The sequence below is a fragment of the Cellulomonas fimi ATCC 484 genome, from assembly GCF_000212695.1.
Classification (GTDB): Bacteria; Actinomycetota; Actinomycetes; order Actinomycetales; family Cellulomonadaceae; genus Cellulomonas; species Cellulomonas fimi.
This window is the reverse complement of sequence record NC_015514.1, coordinates 1,396,587-1,416,797: the sequence shown is the minus strand read 5'-3', so window position 1 is coordinate 1,416,797 and position 20,211 is coordinate 1,396,587. Positions and strand designations below refer to the sequence as shown.

At 74.6% G+C, this 20,211-nt stretch carries 15 protein-coding genes; 13 read left to right on the top strand and 2 right to left on the bottom strand.

Translation table 11 applies throughout. From position 1 onward, the window contains the following. The first annotated feature begins 8 nt into the window (after nt 1–8). Genes CELF_RS06520 through CELF_RS06490 form a run of 7 tightly spaced genes read left to right on the top strand, consistent with a single transcriptional unit; the run spans nt 9 to nt 8,579 of the window. A complete protein-coding gene (locus CELF_RS06520; RefSeq protein WP_013770460.1) occupies nt 9–2,453 on the top strand; it encodes a GMC oxidoreductase in 2,445 nt (814 codons plus the stop codon). After that, nucleotides 2,450–4,285 (top strand): hypothetical protein, encoded by a 1,836-nt coding sequence (locus tag CELF_RS06515; protein ID WP_013770459.1) that lies wholly within the window; start codon nt 2,450–2,452, stop codon nt 4,283–4,285. Before CELF_RS06520 ends, CELF_RS06515 begins: the two co-directional genes overlap by 4 nt. After that, nucleotides 4,282–5,346 carry an alpha/beta hydrolase gene (locus CELF_RS06510; RefSeq protein WP_013770458.1) on the top strand — a complete coding sequence of 355 codons (1,065 nt, stop codon included), beginning with the start codon at nt 4,282–4,284 and terminating at the stop codon, nt 5,344–5,346. Before CELF_RS06515 ends, CELF_RS06510 begins: the two co-directional genes overlap by 4 nt. After that, complete coding sequence (locus CELF_RS06505) at nt 5,343–6,329, top strand: acetoacetate decarboxylase family protein (RefSeq protein ID WP_013770457.1); 987 nt, start codon at nt 5,343–5,345, stop codon at nt 6,327–6,329. The genes CELF_RS06510 and CELF_RS06505 overlap by 4 nt, the downstream gene beginning before the upstream one ends. Beyond that, nucleotides 6,329–6,805 (top strand): anthrone oxygenase family protein, encoded by a 477-nt coding sequence (locus CELF_RS06500; RefSeq protein WP_013770456.1) that lies wholly within the window; start codon nt 6,329–6,331, stop codon nt 6,803–6,805. The genes CELF_RS06505 and CELF_RS06500 overlap by 1 nt, the downstream gene beginning before the upstream one ends. Further along, complete coding sequence (locus tag CELF_RS06495) at nt 6,802–7,221, top strand: hypothetical protein (RefSeq protein ID WP_013770455.1); 420 nt, start codon at nt 6,802–6,804, stop codon at nt 7,219–7,221. Before CELF_RS06500 ends, CELF_RS06495 begins: the two co-directional genes overlap by 4 nt. Further along, complete coding sequence (locus CELF_RS06490; RefSeq protein ID WP_013770454.1) at nt 7,218–8,579, top strand: patatin-like phospholipase family protein; 1,362 nt, start codon at nt 7,218–7,220, stop codon at nt 8,577–8,579. The genes CELF_RS06495 and CELF_RS06490 overlap by 4 nt, the downstream gene beginning before the upstream one ends. A 118-nt stretch (nt 8,580–8,697) precedes the next feature. On the opposite strand, the gene CELF_RS06485 is transcribed toward CELF_RS06490, so the two are convergent. Further along, nucleotides 8,698–10,179 carry a sensor histidine kinase gene (locus tag CELF_RS06485; RefSeq protein ID WP_049791535.1) on the bottom strand — a complete coding sequence of 494 codons (1,482 nt, stop codon included), beginning with the start codon at nt 10,177–10,179 and terminating at the stop codon, nt 8,698–8,700. Nucleotides 10,180–10,351: 172 nt separating this feature from the next. On the opposite strand from CELF_RS06485, the gene CELF_RS06480 reads away from it, so the two are divergent. The 5 genes from CELF_RS06480 (at nt 10,352) to CELF_RS06460 (ending at nt 15,655) form a co-directional block, all read left to right on the top strand. Continuing rightward, entirely contained in the window at nt 10,352–10,870 is a 519-nt protein-coding gene (locus tag CELF_RS06480; protein WP_013770452.1) for a DUF2505 domain-containing protein, read from the top strand. Between the two features lie 285 nt (nt 10,871–11,155). Then, a complete protein-coding gene (locus CELF_RS06475) occupies nt 11,156–12,460 on the top strand; it encodes an ABC transporter substrate-binding protein (RefSeq protein WP_013770451.1) in 1,305 nt (434 codons plus the stop codon). Between the two features lie 84 nt (nt 12,461–12,544). Then, on the top strand, nt 12,545–13,552 hold the full coding sequence (locus tag CELF_RS06470) for a carbohydrate ABC transporter permease (RefSeq protein ID WP_013770450.1): 1,008 nt from the start codon (nt 12,545–12,547) through the stop codon (nt 13,550–13,552). After that, nucleotides 13,549–14,463, top strand: coding sequence for a carbohydrate ABC transporter permease (locus CELF_RS06465; protein ID WP_013770449.1), 915 nt, complete (start codon nt 13,549–13,551; stop codon nt 14,461–14,463). Before CELF_RS06470 ends, CELF_RS06465 begins: the two co-directional genes overlap by 4 nt. A 148-nt stretch (nt 14,464–14,611) precedes the next feature. Continuing rightward, entirely contained in the window at nt 14,612–15,655 is a 1,044-nt protein-coding gene (locus tag CELF_RS06460) for a LacI family DNA-binding transcriptional regulator (protein WP_013770448.1), read from the top strand. A gap of 381 nt (nt 15,656–16,036) precedes the next feature. Here CELF_RS06460 and CELF_RS06455 read toward each other — a convergent pair whose 3' ends face one another. After that, the gene (locus tag CELF_RS06455; protein WP_013770447.1) at nt 16,037–19,495 is read right to left on the bottom strand and encodes a proline dehydrogenase family protein; all 3,459 of its coding nucleotides are present in this window, start codon (nt 19,493–19,495) and stop codon (nt 16,037–16,039) included. A gap of 226 nt (nt 19,496–19,721) precedes the next feature. Between CELF_RS06455 and CELF_RS06450 the strand changes: the two genes are divergently transcribed. Further along, nucleotides 19,722–20,147, top strand: a complete 426-nt coding sequence (locus CELF_RS06450) for a hypothetical protein (protein ID WP_013770446.1) — start codon at nt 19,722–19,724, stop codon at nt 20,145–20,147. The last annotated feature ends 64 nt before the right edge of the window (nt 20,148–20,211 follow it).

Below are 20,211 nucleotides of genomic sequence, written 5' to 3'. Positions count from 1 at the left end.
GAGACGTCATGGGCATCCGGAACGGCGACCTCGAGGTCGTGGACGCGCTGGTCGTGGGTTCGGGCTTCGGCGCCGCCGTCGCGGCGCAGCGGCTCGCGGAGGCGGGCAAGCAGGTCGTCGTCATGGAGCGCGGCCGCCGGTACGGCCCGGGAGACTTCGCCCGCACGCCGGCGCAGATGGGCCGCGCCTTCTGGGACCCGAGCGAGAAGCTCTACGGGCTCTTCGACGCGTGGTCGTTCCGCGGGCTCGAGGGCCTCGTGTCGAGCGGGCTCGGCGGCGGCTCCCTCATCTACGCCAACGTCCTGCTGCGCAAGGACGAGCACTGGTTCGTGCACGACTCCCCCCTGCCCGGCGGCGGCTACGAGCACTGGCCCGTGAGCCGCGCCGACCTCGACCCGCACTACGACGTCGTCGAGCGCGCGCTCGGCGCCACGCCCTACCCGTACGACGACACCCCGAAGACGCGCGCCGTCGAGCAGGCCGCGGTCGCGCTCGGGATGCCGACCGTGCGCCCGCCGCTCGCGGTGACGTTCGCGCGCCCGGGCGAGGACCCCGCGCCGGGCATGGACCTCCCCGAGGCCGCCTTCGGCACGGTGCACCCCGGGACGCGGCGACGCACCTGCTCGCTGTGCGGGGAGTGCGACATCGGCTGCAACACGGGTGCCAAGAACACGCTCGACCACACCTACCTCGCGGCCGCGGCGCACCACGGCGCGGACCTGCGCACGCTGCACGAGGTCCGCGCGGTGCGACCGCTCGACGGCGGCGGCTACCTCGTCCGGTACGTCGTGCACCCCGAGGGCGCCCGTGGCGACGTGGACACCCGCACGCGCTCCCTGCCCGAGCGCGAGATCGTCGCGCGCCGCGTCGTGCTCGGCGCGGGCACGTTCGGCACGACGTTCCTGCTGCTGCGCAGCCGCGCGTCGCTGCCCGACCTCGGCCCCGCGCTCGGCACGCGGTTCTCCGGCAACGGCGACCTGCTCACGCTCCTGCTCGACTGCACGCGCGACGGGCAGCACCTGCCGGTCGACGGCGGCACCGGCCCGGTCATCACGACCGCGATCCGGCGCCCCGACGCGCTCGACGGCGACGGCGCGAGCGGCCGCGGCTACTACGTCGAGGACGCCGGCTTCCCCGGCTTCCTCGGCTGGCTCGTCGAGACCGCGCAGCTGCGGTCCACCGCCCGGCGGGCGGCCGCGTTCGCCTGGCAGGTCGCACGCAACCGGGTCCTCGCCCGCGGGCGCTCGAACGTCTCGGCGGACCTGTCCGCGCTCCTCGGCGACGGGCGCCTGTCCGCGGGGTCGCTGCCCCTGCTCGGCATGGGCCGCGACGTCCCCGACGGCCGCATGTCGCTGCACGGCGGCCGGCTCGCGGTCGACTGGACCACCGCGACGTCGCGCGCCTACTTCGACGACATGCGCGCGACGATGCAGCGCGTCGGCGAGGAGCTGGGCGCCCGCTTCCAGGACAACCCGCTGTGGTGGATGAAGCGCGTCGTGACGGTGCACCCGCTGGGCGGCGCGCCGATGGGCCGGCACGCCGGCGAGGGCGTGTGCGACGCGTTCGGCGAGGTCCACGGCCACCCGGGACTGCACGTCGTCGACGGTGCCGCGCTGCCCGGGCCCGTCGGCGCGAACCCCTCGCTCACGATCGCCGCGCTCGCCGACCGGGCCGCGACCCGCATGCTCGAGCAGGACTGGGCACGGCCGACGACGACGCGGTTCGCGGCGCCGGTGCGCGCCCGCGCGGCCGCCGTCCCGGGTGCCACGTCGGTCGCGTTCACCGAGCGCATGACCGGCCCGTTCACCCTCGGCGTCACCGACCCCGCCCGAGGCGCGCTCGTGGCACGCAGCCTGCGCGACCACCTGACGTTCGTCCTGACGATCACCGCCGCGGACATCGACGCGTTCGTCGCGGACCCGCTGCACCGCGCACAGGCGACGGGCTTCGTCGAGAGCAACGTGCTCGGGGGCCGCCTCGACGTCGAGCAGGGCTGGTTCCAGCTGTTCGTCCACCCGACGGGCACGCCCGGCCGCCGGATGCTCTACCGGCTGTGGCTGCGCGACACCGCGGGCTCCCCGCTCACGCTGCTCGGCAGCAAGCAGGTGGAGGACGACCGCGGGCTCGACGTGTGGGCCGACACCACGACGCTGCACGTCCGCGTCGTGCGCGGCCACCTGCCTCCCCCGACCGCGACGACGCACGCGCAGGCACTCACCGTGCTCGACGACCTGGGCGCGACCGACGACGACGTCCCGGACGGCACGATCGGCGCCGGCGTCCTCGTGATCCGGCCGCTCGACCTCGCCCGGCAGCTCACGACGTTCCGCACGCACGGCGACGACGGCGCGGCGGCGCTCGCACGGTTCGGCCGGCTGTTCCTCGGCGAGCTGTGGGACGTCTACGTCGCCGAGCGGCGGGCCGCGCGCGTGCCCGCGGGGGCCCGGCCGTGAGGCGGCGCGACCTGGCGGCGCACGGCACCGAGCTCGGCTTCGTCCCGAGCGCGCAGGTGCGCTGGCTCGACCCGCCCGAGCTCGCCCGCACGGCGCTCAAGGTCGCGCTGGCCTCGGTGTTCACCGCCTACGGGGACCGGCGGGAGGTGCAGGCGGCCCTGCCCGGCGGGCTCGTCGAGCCCGCCCACCGGCCCACGGGCGACGTGTGGCTCGACTTCGTCGCCGACCTCGGCGACGGCTTCGACGCGACGTACACGGTCGCGACGCTGCTCGCGCAGCCCGAGCTCGAGGTCGCCCGGCCGGGCGGCGGGCCCGACCTCGCGCTGCCGCGCGGGCACGTGCTCGTCATGGGCGGCGACGAGGTGTACCCCGCGGCCTCGGCGCGCGGCTACGAGCACCGCACGCTCGGGCCCTACGGTGCCGCGCTGCCCGCACCGCCGCCCGGCACGCCGCTCGACGCGACCACCGAGCCCACGCTGCTGGCGATCCCGGGCAACCACGACTGGTACGACGGGCTGACGGCGTGGCTGCGCGTCTTCACGTGCGGCGCGAGCGTCGGCGCGTGGCGCACCGTGCAGCGCCGCTCCTACTTCGCGGTGCGGCTCGCGCCCGGCTGGTGGCTGCTCGGGCTGGACTCCCAGCTCGACGAGTACGTCGACGGCCCGCAGCTCGACTACTTCCGCACGCACGTCACCGCGCACCTGCGCCCCGGCGACGCGGTCGTCGTGTGCGCGGCCGAGCCCGCCTGGGCCAAGGCGGGCAGCGACCCCGACGCGTTCAACCAGCTGCACTTCGTCGAGCGCGAGGTGGTCCGTCACCGGCGGGTCCCGGGGCGCCGCGAGCCGGAGGAGACCGGCGCGCGCGTGCGGCTGTGGATCAGCGGCGACTCCCACCACTACAGCCGGTACGCGGAGCGGCCCCCGGCCGGCACGGCGACGACGCCCGGGGACGCGCGCGCGGTGCAGGCCGTCACGTGCGGGCTCGGCGGGGCCTACCTCGGTGACACGCTGCACCTGCCCGCCGCCGTCGAGCTGCCCCCGGCCGCCTCGCGCATGCGGACCAAGGCGTCGCCCGGCACGTGGTTCGACCGCGCCGGGCCGACCTACCCGCCGCAGGACGAGTCCCGTCGCCTGCGCCGGCGCGTCGCCAACCCCGCGAGCCGCTGGTGGGCGGGCCGCCGCAACCCGGGCCTGCTCGCGACCGCGGGCGTCGTGCAGCTCGTGCTCGTCGGCTGCCTCGCCGGGGTGCTGGGCGTGCTGCGCGGTGGGTCCCCGACGCTGCTGCGCGGCCCCGCGGGCGCCGCGACCGAGGCGGCGCTCGGCGTGCTCGCCTGGGTCGTCGGGCTGCTCGTGCTGCACCTCGCCGTCGCGTCCGCCTCGCCCCGCGGCCGGGTCGCGCGGCTCGTGCCCGCCACGACCGGCGTCGGGCTGCAGCTCGTCGCCGCGCTGCTCGTGCTCGTCGCGACCGTCGCCGTGCCGTGGCCGTCGTGGTCGCCCGCGCTCACGGCGGCGCTCGTCGTCCCGTTCGTGCTCGTCCTCGGCGCGCTGCTCGGCACGCAGGCGTTCGCGCTGCTGCTGCTGTCGCGTCGTGACGGCGTCGTCGCCGGATGGCAGATGTCGGGCCAGGCCGTCGGCGACGGCAAGGGCTTCGTCCGGATGTGCGTGCGCGCCGACGGGACGCTCGAGCTGTACCCCGTCGTCGTCGACACCGTGTGCCGCGCGTGGGACGTCGAGCACCGCGCCGGCCGCGCACGTCCCGTCCCCGCCGCGGGCCTGCCGGCCGTGCGGCTCCTGGAGGAACCGGTCGTCGTCGCACGGGAGGGGTTCGCATGAGCGTCGAGGAGACGGGCCGGACCACCGTGACCCGCGCCGACCACCGCACCGACGTCGTCCCGCTCACCGCGCGCGACGGGACCCGCCTCACGCTCGTGCACGTGCGCGGGCCGCGCGAGCCCTGGCGCGGGCCGGTGCTGCTCGTGCACGGGTCGGGCGTGCGGGCCGAGCTGTTCCGCCCGCCGCTGCCCCGCACGCTCGTCGACGTTCTGCTCGAGGACGGCTGGGACGTCTGGATGCTCAACTGGCGGGCGTCGATCGACCTGGCCCCCTCGCCGTGGACGCTCGACGACGCCGCCGTCTTCGACCACCCCGCGGCGGTCGAGCACGTGCTGGCGGCGACGGGCGCGCCGACCCTCAAGGCGGTCGTGCACTGCCAGGGCTCGACGTCGTTCACGATGGCCGCGGTCGCCGGGCTGCTGCCCGCCGTCGACACGGTCGTGAGCAACGCCGTCTCGCTGCACCCCGTCATCCCGTTCTGGTCCCGGCAGAAGATCCGGTACCTCGCGCCGCCCATCGCGCGGTTCACGCCGCACCTGGACCCGTCGTGGGGGTACCGCAGCGACGGCGCGTTCTCGAAGGTCGTGCGCCGCGCGGTCGCCCTCACGCACCCCGAGTGCGACAACCTCGTGTGCCGGATGGTGTCGTTCACGTACGGCTCCGGGTTCCCCGCCCTGTGGTCGCACCGCAACCTCGACGCGGCGACGCACGACTGGGTGAGCGGCGAGTTCGCCGAGGTACCCCTGACGTTCTTCGCGCAGATGGGGCGGTCCGTGGCCGCGGGCCACCTCGTCGCCGCCCGGGAGCACCCCGAGCTCCCCGCCGACCTGGTCGCGGGACCGCCGCGCACCGACGCGCGGTTCGCGTTCCTCGCGGGCGCCGACAACCGCTGCTTCCTGCCCGAGTCGCAGGTCCGGACGCACGCGTTCTTCGCGGCGCACCGGCCGGGCGCGGGCGACACCCTGCACGTCCTGCCGGGCTACGGGCACCTCGACGTGTTCTTCGGCCGGCGGGCGTGGCGGGACACCTACCCGATCATCCTGGAGGAGCTGCACCGATGAGCCTGCTGACCTCGGCCGCGCGGACGGTGCTGTCCCGCGTGCCCTCGCCCGTCCCGCGCCGCCAGCGCCGACTCACCGGCGAGGCCGCGCGCGTCGACACGATCCCGTACGCCATGCCCGTGTCCTCCGAGGACTCGCCGGTCCTCATGGCGGCCTTCCCGATCTCGCTCGCCGCGGCGCGCGCCGTCCTGCCGGGCCGCGAGCTGCACCCCGTCAGCCTCGGGTTCGGCCGCGGCGTGCTGCTCGCGACGGTGGTGAACTACCGGTCGACCGACATCGGGCAGTACATCGAGTACTCGCTCGCGATCGCCGTCACCCACGGCCCGCGGCCCGCACCCCCGCTGCTGCCGATGCTGCTCATGCGCACGCTGCACCTCGGCCAGTACGTCGTCGACCTGCCCGTCTCGACCGAGGTGTCCGTCAAGGGCGGCAAGGGCATCTGGGGCATGCCCAAGCACCAGGCGTCGCTCGACTTCGTGGTGACCGACGAGACCGTCTCCGCGCAGTACGACACGCTCGACGGGCGGTTCGGCGCCCTCGTCGAGATCGAGCGGCCCGCACCCACGGGCCTGCCGCTCAAGCTCGCCGCGGCCAACTACTGCGCGTTCCGCGGCCAGCTCATGAGGTCGACGATCTACTTCGAGGCCACGGGCGACGTCGCCGTCGGGCCGGGCGCCCGGGCGCGCATCGTCCTCGGCGACGCGCCCGGCGTGCAGCCGCTGCACGCGCTCGGCATCGGCGACCGCCCGCTGTTCACCGCCTGGCTGCCGACCGCCCACGGCGTGCTCGACGACCACTACGAGGCGTGGTTCCTCACGGGCCGCACGCTCGCCGACGTCGACGCCGACCACGCGTCGGGCCGCTTCGGCGACCCGCTGGGATCCGTCGTCGGGCTCGGGCGCGGCGAGACCTGGCCGCCTCCCCCGGACCGCACCCGCCCGCAGGTGCAGCCCGTCCCGCGTGCGCGGGCGCAGGTGCCGTGATGCTCACCTTCCTCGCCGCGCTGTGGTTCCTGTTCGGCGCCTCGATGTACATGGGCACGATGTGGGTGCTCAAGTGGTTCCTGTTCCCCACGTGGCGCGGCCTCGCGCGCGACAACGTCGCGACGCACTTCGGCATCCCGACGCGGCGGGCCACGGTGTTCTTCACGGGCGTCGTACCGCTCATGTTCGTCGCGGCGATCGCGCTCGTCGTGGCCGAGCGGGGCACCGGCTACGTCTGGTTCGGCGTGGCCTGCCTCGTGGGGATCTTCGTGCTCACGTTCGTCGGCCAGGGCCTCATCATCCCGATCAACAAGCGCATCCGCGGCGGCGACTTCGCCGATGACGCCGAGCTCCGCCACCTGCTGGGCCGCTGGATGCTGCTCAACGACGTCCGGTTCTACGGCTCGACGCTCACGTGGGGCGCGATCGTCGGGTACGTCGTCGCGCGGCCCGACCTGCTCGGGGCGCTGTCGTGAGCGCGGCCGCCCCGGCGCCCGTGACGCGGCGCGACGCCCGCACGCCGCTGGTCCTCGTGCTCGTCGCGATCGGCTGGGTGACCGTCGCGAGCGGCGCCGCGCAGGTGCTCGCGCCCGGGTTCGTCCTGTCGCTGCTCGGCGCGACCGACGACGCGACGACCCGCCAGCTGTTCGCCACGGTCGGGATGTTCATGGTGGTCGTCGGCGGCCTGCTCCTGACGACCCTGTCGCGGCCGCGGCACGACCCCGACGTCGTGCTGTGGGCCGCGGTGCAGAAGGCGGGCGCCGCGGTCGCCGTCACCGTCGGCGTCGCGCGCGGCGTGCTCGACCCGCTCGCGCTCGCAGTCGCCGCGTTCGACCTCGTGACGGCGCTGCTGCTCGCCCTGCACCTGCGCGGGCTGCGGGGTGCGCGATGAGGTCGCTCGTGCTGGCCGGCGGGGGCATGCGCGTCGCGTGGCAGGCGGGTGTCGTCCGCGCCCTGGAGGAGGACGGGCTCGTCTTCGACCACGTCGACGGGACGTCCGGCGGCATCCTGACGGCCGCGATGCTGTGCTCGGGCGTCGACGGCGCGTCGATGTGCCGCCGCTGGCGCGACGTCGACGTGCGCGACTTCGGCTCGGCGCTCCCGCTGCGCGACTACCTCACCGGTCCGTGGAACCTGCCGGCGGTCGGCGACGCGGACGGGCTCGTCGAGCGGGTCTTCCCGGCGCTCGGCATCGACGTCGACGCGATCCGCCGCTCGCCGCTCGCCGGCTCCTTCACCGTCGTCGACTTCGCGACCAAGCGCGACGTGGCCGTCGACGCGCGCGACGTCGACGCGCCGCTGCTCGCGGCCGGCATGTCGCTGCCGCTGTTCCTCACGCCGCTGCACCGCGACGGGCACGTGTGGACCGACGCGGTCTGGGTGCGCGACGCCAACCTCACGGAGGCGCTGCGCCGCGGCGCCGACGAGGTCTGGCTCGTGTGGTGCATCGGCGACACGGACCGCTGGGGCGACGGGCCGCTCGAGCAGTACGTGCACATGATCGAGATGAGCGCCGCGGGCGCACTGGCCGCCGACCTCGCGCTGGCCCGCGCGCAGGGCCGCGAGTTCGTGCTGCACGTCGTCGTCCCCGCGCACCCGCTGCCGCTCGACCCGGAGTTCTACCTCGGCCGCGTGTCCGCCGACTCGCTCGTGCAGATGGGCTACCGCGACGCACGCCGCTACCTGGCGACCCGCTCCCCCGTGGGCGTCCCGCACGACCCGGCGTGCACCCGCATGACCGAGCCGCCCCCGTCCGCGCGCTACGTCGAGCACCTCACGGGCCGCGCGGGGGTGCACGACGTCGTCCTGGACCTCACCGTGGTCCTCCCGCTGGACGGGCCGGTGGAGGCGGCGCAGGTCGCGGGCGCGCTGGCGTACGGCCCGTGGGGCGAGCGCGCGCTGCTCGCGCACGGCCGCGCCGAGGCCGACGACGACGCGCTCACCTACCGGGGGCTCGTGCGCGTCGGGGGCCGCGACCTGCACGTGCAGGCCGTCCGCTCGCTCGTCGACGACCCCGGCCCGGACGCGTGGGGCGACCTGTCGCACGTCGCGCTCACCGTGCGGGAGGAGACCGGCGACGTCGTGCTCGCGGCGGACCTCGAGCTCGGCGCCGACGGGCTGCGCCGCCTCGTGACGTCGGTGGAGCCCGTGGGCGTCAGCGGCGTGCTGCGGCGCGTCGACGCGGTCCGGCGGCTGCTGCTGCGTGGCGCGGGCGCGCGCCGCGACCGCTCCGCGACCGTGGAGCCCTGACCCGCGCAGGGGCGGCCACCGCGCAGGGGCGGCCGCCTCGTGCGGGCTGCTGCCTCGTGCGGGCGGCCGCCTCGTGCGGGCGCCTGCCTCGTGCGGGTGGCCGCCAGGTGTGCCGGCGTCAGCCGATGACGGCCGCGTCGCGCCCGTGGCGCAGCCGCGCCTCGATGACGACGGACGTGCCACCGCCCTCGCGCGGCCCCCATGCGATCGTGCCGCCCATCTCGTTGGTGACGAGCGTCGAGACGATCTGCGTGCCGAGCCCCGACCCGGCCCCGCGGTCCGCCGGCAGGCCCGCGCCGTCGTCCGCGACCTCGACGCGCAGGTCGTCGCCCTCGCGGTCCACGACGATCTCCACGGTCCCCGACTCCCGCCCCTCGAACCCGTGCTCGACGGCGTTCGTCACGAGCTCGGTCAGCACGAGCGCGAGCGCCGTCGCGTCCTCCGCCGGGACCGACCCGAACGAGCCGGTCACCACGGTCCGCACGTGCGCGCCCGCGGTCGCGACGTCCGCCGCGAGGCGCAGGCTGCGCCCGACGAGGTCGTCGAACGGGACGCTCTCGTCGAGCGTCTGCGACAGCGTCTCGTGCACGAGCGCGATGGTCGCGACCCGCCGCATGGCCTCCCCGAGCGCCTCGCGCGCCTCGGGCGAGCTCATCCGGCGCGACTGCAGGCGCAGCAGCGCGGCGACCGTCTGCAGGTTGTTCTTCACGCGGTGGTGGATCTCGCGGATCGTCGCGTCCTTGGTGATGAGCTCGCGCTCGCGCCGCCGCAGCTCGGACACGTCGCGGCACAGCAGCACCGCCCCCGTCCGCTGCCCGTGCTCGGTGAGCGGGACGGCGCGCAGCGACAGCGCCACGCCGCGCGACTCGACGTCGGTCCGCCACGGCGCGCGCCCCATGAGCACGAGCGGCATCGACTCGTCGACGGTCGCGCTCTGCTCGACGAGGTCGGCCGTGACCTCCACGAGCGAGCGGCCGACCAGGTCCCCGAGCGCGCCGAGCCGGTGGAAGCAGGACAGCGCGTTCGGGCTGGCGTAGAGCACCTCGCCCTCGGAGTTGAGCCGGACCAGGCCGTCGCCCACGCGCGGCGCGCCACGGCGCGGACCGGTGGGCGCGTCGGTCGCGGGGAACTCGCCGCGCGCGATCATGCCGAACACCTCGTCGGCGGCCTCGACGTAGTTGAGCTCGAGCCGGCTGGGCGTGCGCGCGCCGCCCAGGTTCGTCTGGCGCGCGATGACTGCGATCGTGCGGCCGCGACGGACCACGGGCACCGCCTCCTCGCGCACCGCGTACGACCCGAACCACCGCGGCTCGCGCGACCGCTGGGGCGCCCGCTCGACGAGCGCCTTGCGCAGCTGCGGGCGCTGCCCCTCGGGTGCGCGCGACCCGACCACGTCGTCGTAGTGGACCGTGGCGCCCGTCGACGGGCGGCACTGCGCGATGGCGACGAAGTCCTCGTCGTCCGTGGGCAGCCACAGCACGAGGTCGGCGAACGCCAGGTCGGAGACGACCTGCCAGTCGCCCACCAGCAGGTGCAGCCACTCCAGGTCGGCGGCCTCGAGCGAGGCGTGGCGGGCGACGAGCGTGCTCAGCGTGGACACGGGTCCAGGGTAGGTGGCCGGGAGCCGGTGCCGGCACGACGCCCACGGCACGACCACGGCACGTCGCAGGTGCACGCGGCCGCGCGACGACTAGCCTCGGAGCACGGTCCGCCGCCGCCGCGAGGACCACCCGCCGCGGGCCCCGCCCCGGCCACGACCCTGGAGGACCACGGTGCACCTGAGCGTGACGCTCGACCTGCCGACCGACGCGGCCACCGCGGGCCGCATGCTGGCCGACCCGCGCTACGTCGAGCAGAAGGTCGTCGCGAGCGGCGCGATCGACCACCAGGTCGACGTGACCGGCAGCGCCGACGAGGCCTTCACGGTGACGACGCGCCGCGCCCTGCCCTCGGACCAGATCCCCGCCCAGGTGCGGGGGTTCGTCGGCAACCGGATCGACGTGCGCCTCGTCGAGGCGTGGGACGCGGCCGGGCCTGACGGCGCCCGAGCCGGCACCGTCGTCGTGGAGATCGCGGGCGCTCCCGTGCGGCTCACGGGCCGCTGCCTCCTCGAGCCCTCCGGACCCGCCGCGACGCGCCTCGTCTACGACGGCGACCTGCACGCCGGCATCCCGTTGTTCGGGGCCGCCGTGGAGGAGGCCGCGGCCCGGGCGATCCGTGGCGCTCTGGGCGTCGAGCAGGCCGTCGCGGAGCGCTGGCTCGCAGATCACGGCCGGGCCGAGCAGCCGTAACGATTCGGTAACACGGTCGGCCGCGATCACGCCCCTGACCTGCACAAACGCTGGTGTGGTAGCGATCCCACGGCGAATCGGACACCCCTCGTCCTTGACACTCGACCAAGCGCGGACGACAGTTCATGCAGCGCGTGGGAACGCTCCTACATTCTGCGGAAGGACGTACCTGCGCGGGGTCCATCAGGCCCACGTCCGACGCCCGTCCGCGGCCCCTGCGGCAGACGGGTGGCGGATGCCCCAGGGGTACGGCGAGGACGCCGTCCGACTGACAAGGGAGTCATAGTGCGCAAGACCACACGCAAGATGTGGGCGGCTGCGGCCGGGGTCACGGGCATCGCCCTCCTCGCCACGGCCTGCTCCTCCGACGCGGGCGACACCGAGGGTGAGGACACCGACGAGGGCGGCAACATCACCCTGACCGTCGCGACGTTCAACGAGTTCGGCTACACGGACGAGATGTTCGAGGAGTACGAGTCCTCGCACCCCGGCATCACGATCGAGCACAAGAAGGCGGCGACCTCCAACGAGGCCCGCGAGAACCTCAACACGCGTCTCGCCGCGGGCTCCGGCCTGTCGGACATCGAGGCCATCGAGGTCGACTGGCTCCCCGAGCTGCTCCAGTACCCGGACAAGTTCGTCGACCTGACGGACCCCGAGCTCGACGGCCGCTGGCTCGACTGGAAGGTCGCGCAGGCGACGGCCCCGTCGGGTGAGCTCATCGGCTACGGCACCGACATCGGCCCCGAGGCCATCGCGTACCGCTCCGACCTGTTCGCGGCGGCGGGCCTCCCGACCGACCGTGCCGAGGTCGCGGCGCTCCTGTCGGAGAACGGCGGCGGCTGGGACCAGTACTTCAAGGTCGGCAAGCAGTACACCGACGCCACCGGCAAGCCGTGGTTCGACTCGGCCGGCGCGATCTGGCAGGGCATGATCAACCAGATCGAGGAGCCCTACGAGAACCCGGACGACAACTCGATCATCGCGGTCGACAACCCGGACGTGAAGGCCGCCTACGACGCCGTCGTGCAGGCCTCGGTCGGCGACAACCTCTCGGCGCACCTGCAGCAGTGGAGCGACGACTGGAACGCCAAGTTCCAGGCCGAGGACGCGTTCGCGACGATGCTGGCGCCGGGCTGGATGCTCGGTGTCATCGAGGGCAACTCGGCCGGCGTGACCGGCTGGGACATCGCCGACGTGTTCCCCGGCGGTGCCGGCAACTGGGGTGGCTCGTTCCTGACGGTCCCCGCCCAGGGCGCGCACACCGAGGAGGCGAAGGAGCTGGCCGCGTGGCTGACCGCTCCGGAGCAGCAGCTCAAGGCCTACGCGAGCAAGGGCACGTTCCCGAGCCAGGTCGAGGCGCAGGAGTCGCCTGACCTGCTCGGCTCCACGAACGCCTTCTTCAACAACGCCCCGGCCGGCGAGATCCTCGTCAACCGCTCGAAGGGCATCACGACGGTCTACAAGGGCCCGAACTTCTTCGCCGTGAACGACGCGTTCAACAACGCGCTCGTCGAGGTGGACGTCAACGGCGGTGACCCCGCCGCGCAGTGGGACGCCGCCGTCCAGGCGATCAACGCCCTGGGCTGACGCTGACGGGGCCGGGTCGATGGGAGACCATCGGCCCGGCCCCCGCCGCGTAGGCACCGCCCCAACAGTTCCGAAGGACAATCGATGGCCACCTCCACCAAGCCGCCGAGAACCGACCGGCGCGTCTCCGGCTCCACGCCGCGGGCACCCCGCCGGGTCGGCTTCAGCCAGACCCTGGGGCGATGGGACGTCAAGGTCTCGCCCTACCTCTACATCTCCCCGTTCTTCCTCCTCTTCGCGCTCACGGGTCTGTTCCCGCTGCTGTACACGGCCTACGTGTCGATGCACCAGTGGCACCTGATCGGTGGCCAGGGCGAGTTCGTCGGTTTCGAGAACTACGCCTACGTGCTGCAGGAGCCCAACTTCTGGAAGGGCATCCGCAACACCTTCTCGATCTTCCTGATCTCGACGATCCCCCAGCTGCTCATCGCGATCGTGCTCGCGGCGCTGCTGGACGCGAACCTGCGGGCCAAGACGTTCTGGCGGATGGGTGTCCTGCTGCCCTACGTCGTCGCCCCGGTGGCCGTCTCCCTGATCTTCGGCCGGCTCTTCTCCGACCAGTACGGCATCATCAACACGCTGCTCGGGAACATCGGGATCGACCCGATCGGCTGGCACTCCGACATCCTGCCGAGCCACGTCGCGATCGCCTCGATGGTGAACTTCCGCTGGACCGGCTACAACACGCTGATCCTGCTGGCCGCCATGCAGGCGATCCCGCGTGACCTCTACGAGGCCGCGGTCATCGACGGCGCCTCCCGGGTCCGCCAGTTCTTCTCCATCACCGTCCCGATGCTGCGGCCGACGATCATCTTCGTCGTCATCACGTCGACCATCGGCGGGCTCCAGATCTTCGACGAGCCGCGTCTGTTCGACCAGCTCGGTCAGGGCGGCCCGAGCCGCCAGTGGATGACCGCGACGATGTACATCTACGAGGTGGGCTGGGGCAACCAGAAGAGCTTCGGCCGTGCTGCCGCCGTCGCGTGGATCCTGTTCCTCATCATCATCGTCGTCGGTCTCATCAACTTCTCGCTGACCCGACGCATCGCGTCCGAGACGTCGACGAAGTCCCGAAAGAAGGTCCGGCGATGAGCGCCCCCTCCGTTCCCGTCATCGCGCAGACCGCCGGCCGCGGCGCTGCCCGTGCGGCGGCGCGCAAGCGTGGCGGACCCCAGGGGTCCGACCGTCGGCCGGGCTGGGTGACCTACGTCATCCTCGGGCTCGCGATCGTCGCGTCGATCCTGCCGCTGTACTACGCATTCCTGCTCGCCTCCTCGACGAGCCAGTACATCGCGCAGAACCCGATCCCGTCGCTCATCCCGCAGGGTCACTTCTTCGAGAACGTCAGCCGCGTCCTGAACTCGGACATCAAGTTCTGGCAGGCCGTCGGCAACTCCGTCATCGTCGCGGTCGTCACGTCCCTGTCGGTCGTGCTGTTCTCGACGCTCGCCGGCTTCTCGTTCTCGAAGCTGCGCTTCCGCGGCCGCAACGGCCTGCTCGTGTTCGTCATCGCGACGACCGCCGTCCCGACGCAGCTGGGCATCGTCCCGCTGTTCATCGTGATGTCGGAGCTCGGCTGGACCGGCAAGCTCATCGCCGTCATCGTCCCGGGCCTCGTCACCGCGTTCGGCGTGTTCTGGATGACCCAGTACCTCGAGTCCGCGCTCCCCTACGAGCTCATCGAGGCCGCCCGGGTCGACGGCGCGTCCATGATCCGCACGTTCTGGCACGTCGCCCTCCCGGCGGCGCGTCCCGCGGCGTTCATGCTCGGTCTGTTCACGTTCGTCGGTTCCTGGACGAGCTTCTTCTGGCCGTTCATCGTCCTGGGCTCCTCGAACCCGACCCTGCCGGTCGCCGTGCAGCTCCTGCAGGCGACCTACTTCAAGGACATGGCGCTGATCATGGCCGGCGTGACCGTCTCGGTCATCCCGCTGATCATCCTGTTCTTCGTCGCCGGCCGGCAGCTGGTGGCGGGCATCATGCAGGGTGCCGTCAAGGGCTGAGAGACTGCCCGAGCTCCACGCGGACCGCGTTCCCCGCGCACCGGGGCGCGTGATCCGGTAGGACAGGAGGGCGGGGTGGGCCCCACCCCGCCCTCCTGCCGTCAGCACGTCATCGCTGCCACGGCAGCCACAGGAGGGAAGACCAACGGTGGTCGACAACATCCCCGCCCGCACCGAGCCGGCGCGTCCCCCGGCTCCCACGCTCGAGCAGGTCGCCGAGCGTGCCGGTGTCTCCCGCTCGACCGCGTCGCGCGCCATCAACGGCGGCCTGCGCGTGTCCCCCGAGGCGCTCGCGTCCGTCGAGGCGGCCGTCGCGGACCTCGGCTACACCCCGAACCGTGCTGCACGGTCGCTGGTGACCAAGCGCACCGACTCGATCGCGCTGGTCGTCCCCGAGCCTGACGAGCGCGTCCTGTCGGACCCGTTCTTCGCGGGCACCCTCAACGGCTTGAGCAGCTCGCTCGCCGACTCCGACATCCAGGTCGTGCTCGTCATCGCCCGCCCGGGCGAGAGCGAGCGCACCATCCGCTACCTGCGCAACGGGCACGTGGACGGCGCAATCGTGGTCTCGCACCACCGCGACGACGAGCTCGACCGCACCCTCCTCGCCTCGCGCGTGCCCAACGTGTTCGTCGGTCGCCCCCTGTCGGCGGACGAGAACGACGTGCAGTACGTCGACACGGACAACCACGAGGGCGGGCGTCTCGCGACGCAGCACCTCATCGACCTCGGTCGCCGCCGCATCGGGACCATCGCCGGGCCCGAGGACATGTCGGCCGGCATCGACCGGCTCGCGGGCTGGCGCGACGCCATGGCGAGCGCGGGGCTGCCCGACGACGCCGTCGTGCACGGCGACTTCACGATCGCGTCGGGCGCCATCGCGGCCCGCGAGCTGCTCGCGAAGCACCCCGACCTCGACGCGATCTTCATCGCCTCCGACCTCATGGCGGCCGGCGCGATCGGCGTCCTGGCCGAGCACGGCAAGGAGGTCCCCGGGGACGTCGCCGTCGTCGGGTACGACAACCTCGGCGTCGCGGCGTCCACGACTCCCCCGCTGACCACGGTCGTGCAGCCCGTCGTCGCGATGGCGCGTGCCGCGGGCGCCCGGCTGCTCGACCAGCTGCAGGGCGCCCCGACACCGACCGAGCCGCTGATCTTCGCGCCCGAGCTGGTCATCCGCGCCTCCGCCTGACGGCGCCCCTGCCTGGCCCCGCGCCGGCGTCCGACCGCGCACCTGCCTGACCGCGCGCCTGCCTGCCCGCCGCGCCTGCCTGCCCACGCGCCTGCTTGCCCACGCGTCGGCCTGACCGCGCTTCGGTCTGACCGCGCACCTGCCTGACCGCGCACCTGCCTGACCGCGCTTCGGTCTGACCGCGCACCTGCCTGACCGCGCACCTGCCTGACCGCGCGTCGGTCTGACCGCGCACCTGCCTGACTGCGCGTTGGCCTGACCGGGGTCTCCCTGTCCGTGCGTCGTGACCGCGCGTCGGGCTGATCGCGCGTCGGGCGAACCTGTTCGTGCGTGGCCCCGTTCGTGCGTGGCCGCGTGCTCGCGGGGACGGGCCGTCGCCGGTCAGGGCGTGGCGCGGCGGACCGGGTCGGTGACGTGGCCGAAACGGTGCCGGGTGCGGCTGACGGCCTGCTCGCGCACGACCGTCAGCAGCTCGCGGGACGCCGAGGCGAGCACCGGGGCGTCGAGGACCGTCACCGCACCGACCTGCTCCGCGGCCGCCGCGCGCAGACCCGGAGCGTCGCCGACGACGCGCACGCGCCCGGTGACGGCCCCGGCCCGCACGCGAGCCGCGAAGTCCGCGTGGCCCTCGACGGCCACGTCGCTCACGGTCGTGGGCACCCCGGCGGTCCGGGCGGCGTGCACGACGCGCGCGACCGCCGCGGGCCGCGCACCGTCACCGGCGCGGACGGTCAGGTGCGGGACGGGCCGGTACCGCAGGACGTTCTCCTCGACGTGCAGACCGCTCGGGTCGTGCTCGGCACCGAGGTCCTGCGCCCACACGCGTGCGTCGTCGTCCCGCGCCCACGCGAGCCAGGCGTCGTCGTCCTGCGGCACGTCGGGCGCGTCGGACCAGTCGCCGAGCTGCGCGACGTAGTGCGGACCGCCCGCCTTGGCACCGGGTCCCACGACGGACGCCTTCCAGCCGCCGAACGGCTGCCGGCGCACGACCGCGCCGGTCGTGTGGCGGTTCACGTAGGCGTTGCCGACCTCGACGCGCTCGAGCCAGGTCGCGATCTCGGCCTCGTCGAGCGAGTGCAGGCCGCCGGTCAGGCCGAACGCGACGGCGTTCTGCCACGCGATCGCCTCCTCCAGGTCACGCGCGCGCATGATGCCCAGCACGGGCCCGAAGCACTCGGTCCGGTGGAACCACGAGCCCGGTGCGACGCCGTGCTTGACCCCGGGCGTCCACAGGCGACCGGCGGTGTCGACCTGCCGTGGCGCGACGAGCCACTCCTCCCCCGGGTCGAGCGTCGTCAGGGCTCGCAGCAGCTTGCCCTGCGCCGGCTCCACGACCGGCCCCATGACGGTCCCCAGGTCCTGGCCGTGCCCGACGCGCAGCGACGAGACCGCGTCGGCGAGCTGGTGCCGCAGCCGCTCGTCCGTCCCCGCCGAGCCGACGAGGATCGCGAGCGAGGCCGCCGAGCACTTCTGCCCGGCGTGCCCGAACGCGGAGCGCACGAGGTCCGCGACCGCGAGGTCGACGTCGGCGGACGGCGTGATGACCAGGGCGTTCTTGCCCGACGTCTCGGCCAGCACGTCGAGGTCCTCACGCCACGACGCGAACGCGCGCGCGGTCTCGATCGACCCCGTGAGCAGGACGCGCGCGACGGCCGGGTGGGTGACGAGGCGGCGGCCCACGTCGCCCTCGGGGCACAGCACGACCGTGAGGACGTCGGCCGGCGCACCGACGGCGTCGAGCCCGGCCCGCACGGCCGCCATCGCCACGCGCGCGCACAGCGGCGTGGCCGGCGCGGGCTTGACGAGGACGGGGCTGCCCGCGGCGAGCGCGGCGAGCACGGAGCCGACGGGGATCGCGACGGGGAAGTTCCACGGGGGCGTGACGACGGTGACCCCCCGCGGCCGGAAGCGCGCACCGGGCACGTGCCCGTCCGCGAGCTCCTGCGCGCGCTCGGCGTAGTAGCGCGCGAAGTCGACGGCCTCGCTGACCTCGGGATCGGCCTCGGCGACCGTCTTGCCGGCCTCGTGCACCATCACCGCGACGAGGTCGGTGCGCGCCTCCTCGAGCGCCCGGGCGACGGCGCGCAGAGCGGTGGCGCGCACCGACGGGTCCGTGCTCGCCCACGCGTCCGCCGCACCGCGCGCGCGCTCGACGAGCGCGTCCACGTCCGCGGCGGCACCCGCGACGACCGCCCCGGGCGCCGGCGCCACGTCGCGGGCGACGACCTCGCGTGCCCACCGGCGCCCCTCGGGCGTCGCGGGGTCGGTGTCGGGCACGTTCGCGAAGGCCTCACCCGGCCGGGCCGGTGTCGCGGGGTCGGTGCCGGCCGCGTCCGCGACGGCCTCACCCGGTCGGGCAGGCGGCACGGGTGCGGCGGTCCCACGCCGCGGGGTCGTGCTCACGCGGTCGCGCGCCTCCCACGCGTCCCGGAAGGCACGCTCCTGCCCGTCCATCGCGTCGCCACCTGCGTCGGCGAACGCCGCGTGCAGGAAGTTCTCCCCCGCCGCGTTCTCCTCCAGGCGGCGCACGAGGTAGGACACCGCGACGTCGAACTCGTCGGGCGCGACGACGGGCGTGTAGAGCAGGACGCTCCCGACGTCGTCGCGCACGGCCCGGGCCTGCGCGGGGGCCATGCCCTGCAGCATCTCGACGTCGAGGGCCTCGCTCACGCCCCGCTGCTGCGCGAGCAGGTGCGCGGCGGCGACGTGGAAGACGTTGTGGCTCGCGACGCCGACGCGCAGCGCCGCGGTCCGCTCGGGTCGCAGGGACCGGTCGACGAGCCGCAGGTACGCCGCGTCGACGTCGGCCTTGGTCGGGTACGGCGCCTGCGGCCAGCCGTGCAGCTCGGCCTCGACGCGCTCCATCGCGAGGTTCGCGCCCTTGACGAGGCGCACCTTGAGGGGGGCGCCGCCCGCGGTGACGCGCCGGCGGGCGACCTCGGCGATCTCGTCGTAGGCGGCGGCCGCGTCGGGCAGGTAGGCCTGCAGCGCGATCCCGGCCGCTGCCTGCGCGAGCGGCGGGTGCGACGCGAGCCGCTCGAAGACCCGCACCGTGAGCGCCAGGTCGCGGTACTCCTCCATGTCGAGGTTGACGAACGTGCCGTGCCGCGCGGCGGCCTCGTACAGCGGCAGCAGCCGCTCGACGACCCGGTCGACGCTCCCGTCGAAGTCCCACGGGGACAGCTGGCTCGCGACGGCGGACACCTTCACGGACACGTAGTCGACGTCGGGGCGTTCGACGAGAGCCCGGACGCGCGCGAGCCGCGCGGTCGCCTCGTGCTCGCCGAGGACCGCCTCGCCCAGCAGGTTGAGGTTGAGCCGGTAGCCGTCGGCGCGCGTGGCGGCGAGGTGCCGCGCGAGCGCAGGCCCGTCGTCCACGACGAGGTGCCCGACGAGGGCGCGCAGCCGCCGTCGCGCGGCGGGCACGACGACGCCGGGCAGCGCCGGGGCGACACGCGCGCCGGCCGCGAGCAGGACCCGGTCCGCGGGTCCGAGGAACGCCGCCGCGCCGGGCGTGCCCGTGAGGCGGGCGAGCTCGCGGGCGGCGACCCGGACGTCCCGCGGCCGCGCGACGCGGTCGACGAACCGCACGGCGAGCTCGAGTCCCTCCGGGGAGCCGACGAGCGCGGCGAGCCGGCGCGTCGTGGACCGCTCGCGCCGCGTCTCCCCGCCGGACGTGCGCTCGAGCCAGCGCCGGGCGAGCCGCACGGCCTCGTCGGGCAGCGCGGGGTGCGCTGGGTGCGCACCGTCCGTGCCCGTCCCGGCCGTTCCGTCGCCGGCTGCCCGGTCCACGGGTCCGGGGGCTGCAGGCGAACGGTCCTCGTGGGGTCGAGCGCTCATCGCACCTCCTCGTCGTGCCAGGGGGTCACCCCGGTCGTCTCACAGTCTGGACCACGGTCGGGGACCGTGCCGCGCGGCGCGGGCACGAGGCGGCCCGATCGCGCACTCCTCGGCCGACCCGCCGGGCGACGCGCGCGGCCGGTTGACGCGGCCTGCGACCGCCACCATCCTGGGCGGGCCCGCCGCCCGGCGGCGGGCCCGACATCGCCGTCGACCAGGGGGAACCATGCCCGTCCGCCGTCTCGTCCGCACGCCCGCGCTCCGTGTCCTCGCGACGCTGTCCGTCCTCGTGGGCGGTGTCGTCGCCGCCGTCCCGGCCGCCGCGTCGCCGGTCCCGGCGTCGGCCGCCGCGACGGCCACGGCGGACGACCCCGGCGGCCTCGTCCTCGTGCCTCGGCCGCGCACGGGTGAGGTCGGCGTCCAGGCGACGATCGAGAACGAGGAGGCGTTCTGCGGCGTGCTGAGCGGCGTCTACGTCAGCAAGCCCACGTGGTACACGGTGCGCACGATCAACTGCCGGCACACCGACGTCTTCGTCAAGGGCCGCTACGCGAACGGCACCTTCGGCACGTGCGTCCTCGTCCCGGCCCGGCACTCGCGGCACCTCGGCGGCTCGCTGCTCAAGCCGATGGAGGACTCCCAGATCTGCTGACGCCGGGCCCGCGCGCCCCGGGTGAGGTCTGCGGCGCGCGGGTCGGCTCGGCAGCGCGGGACGC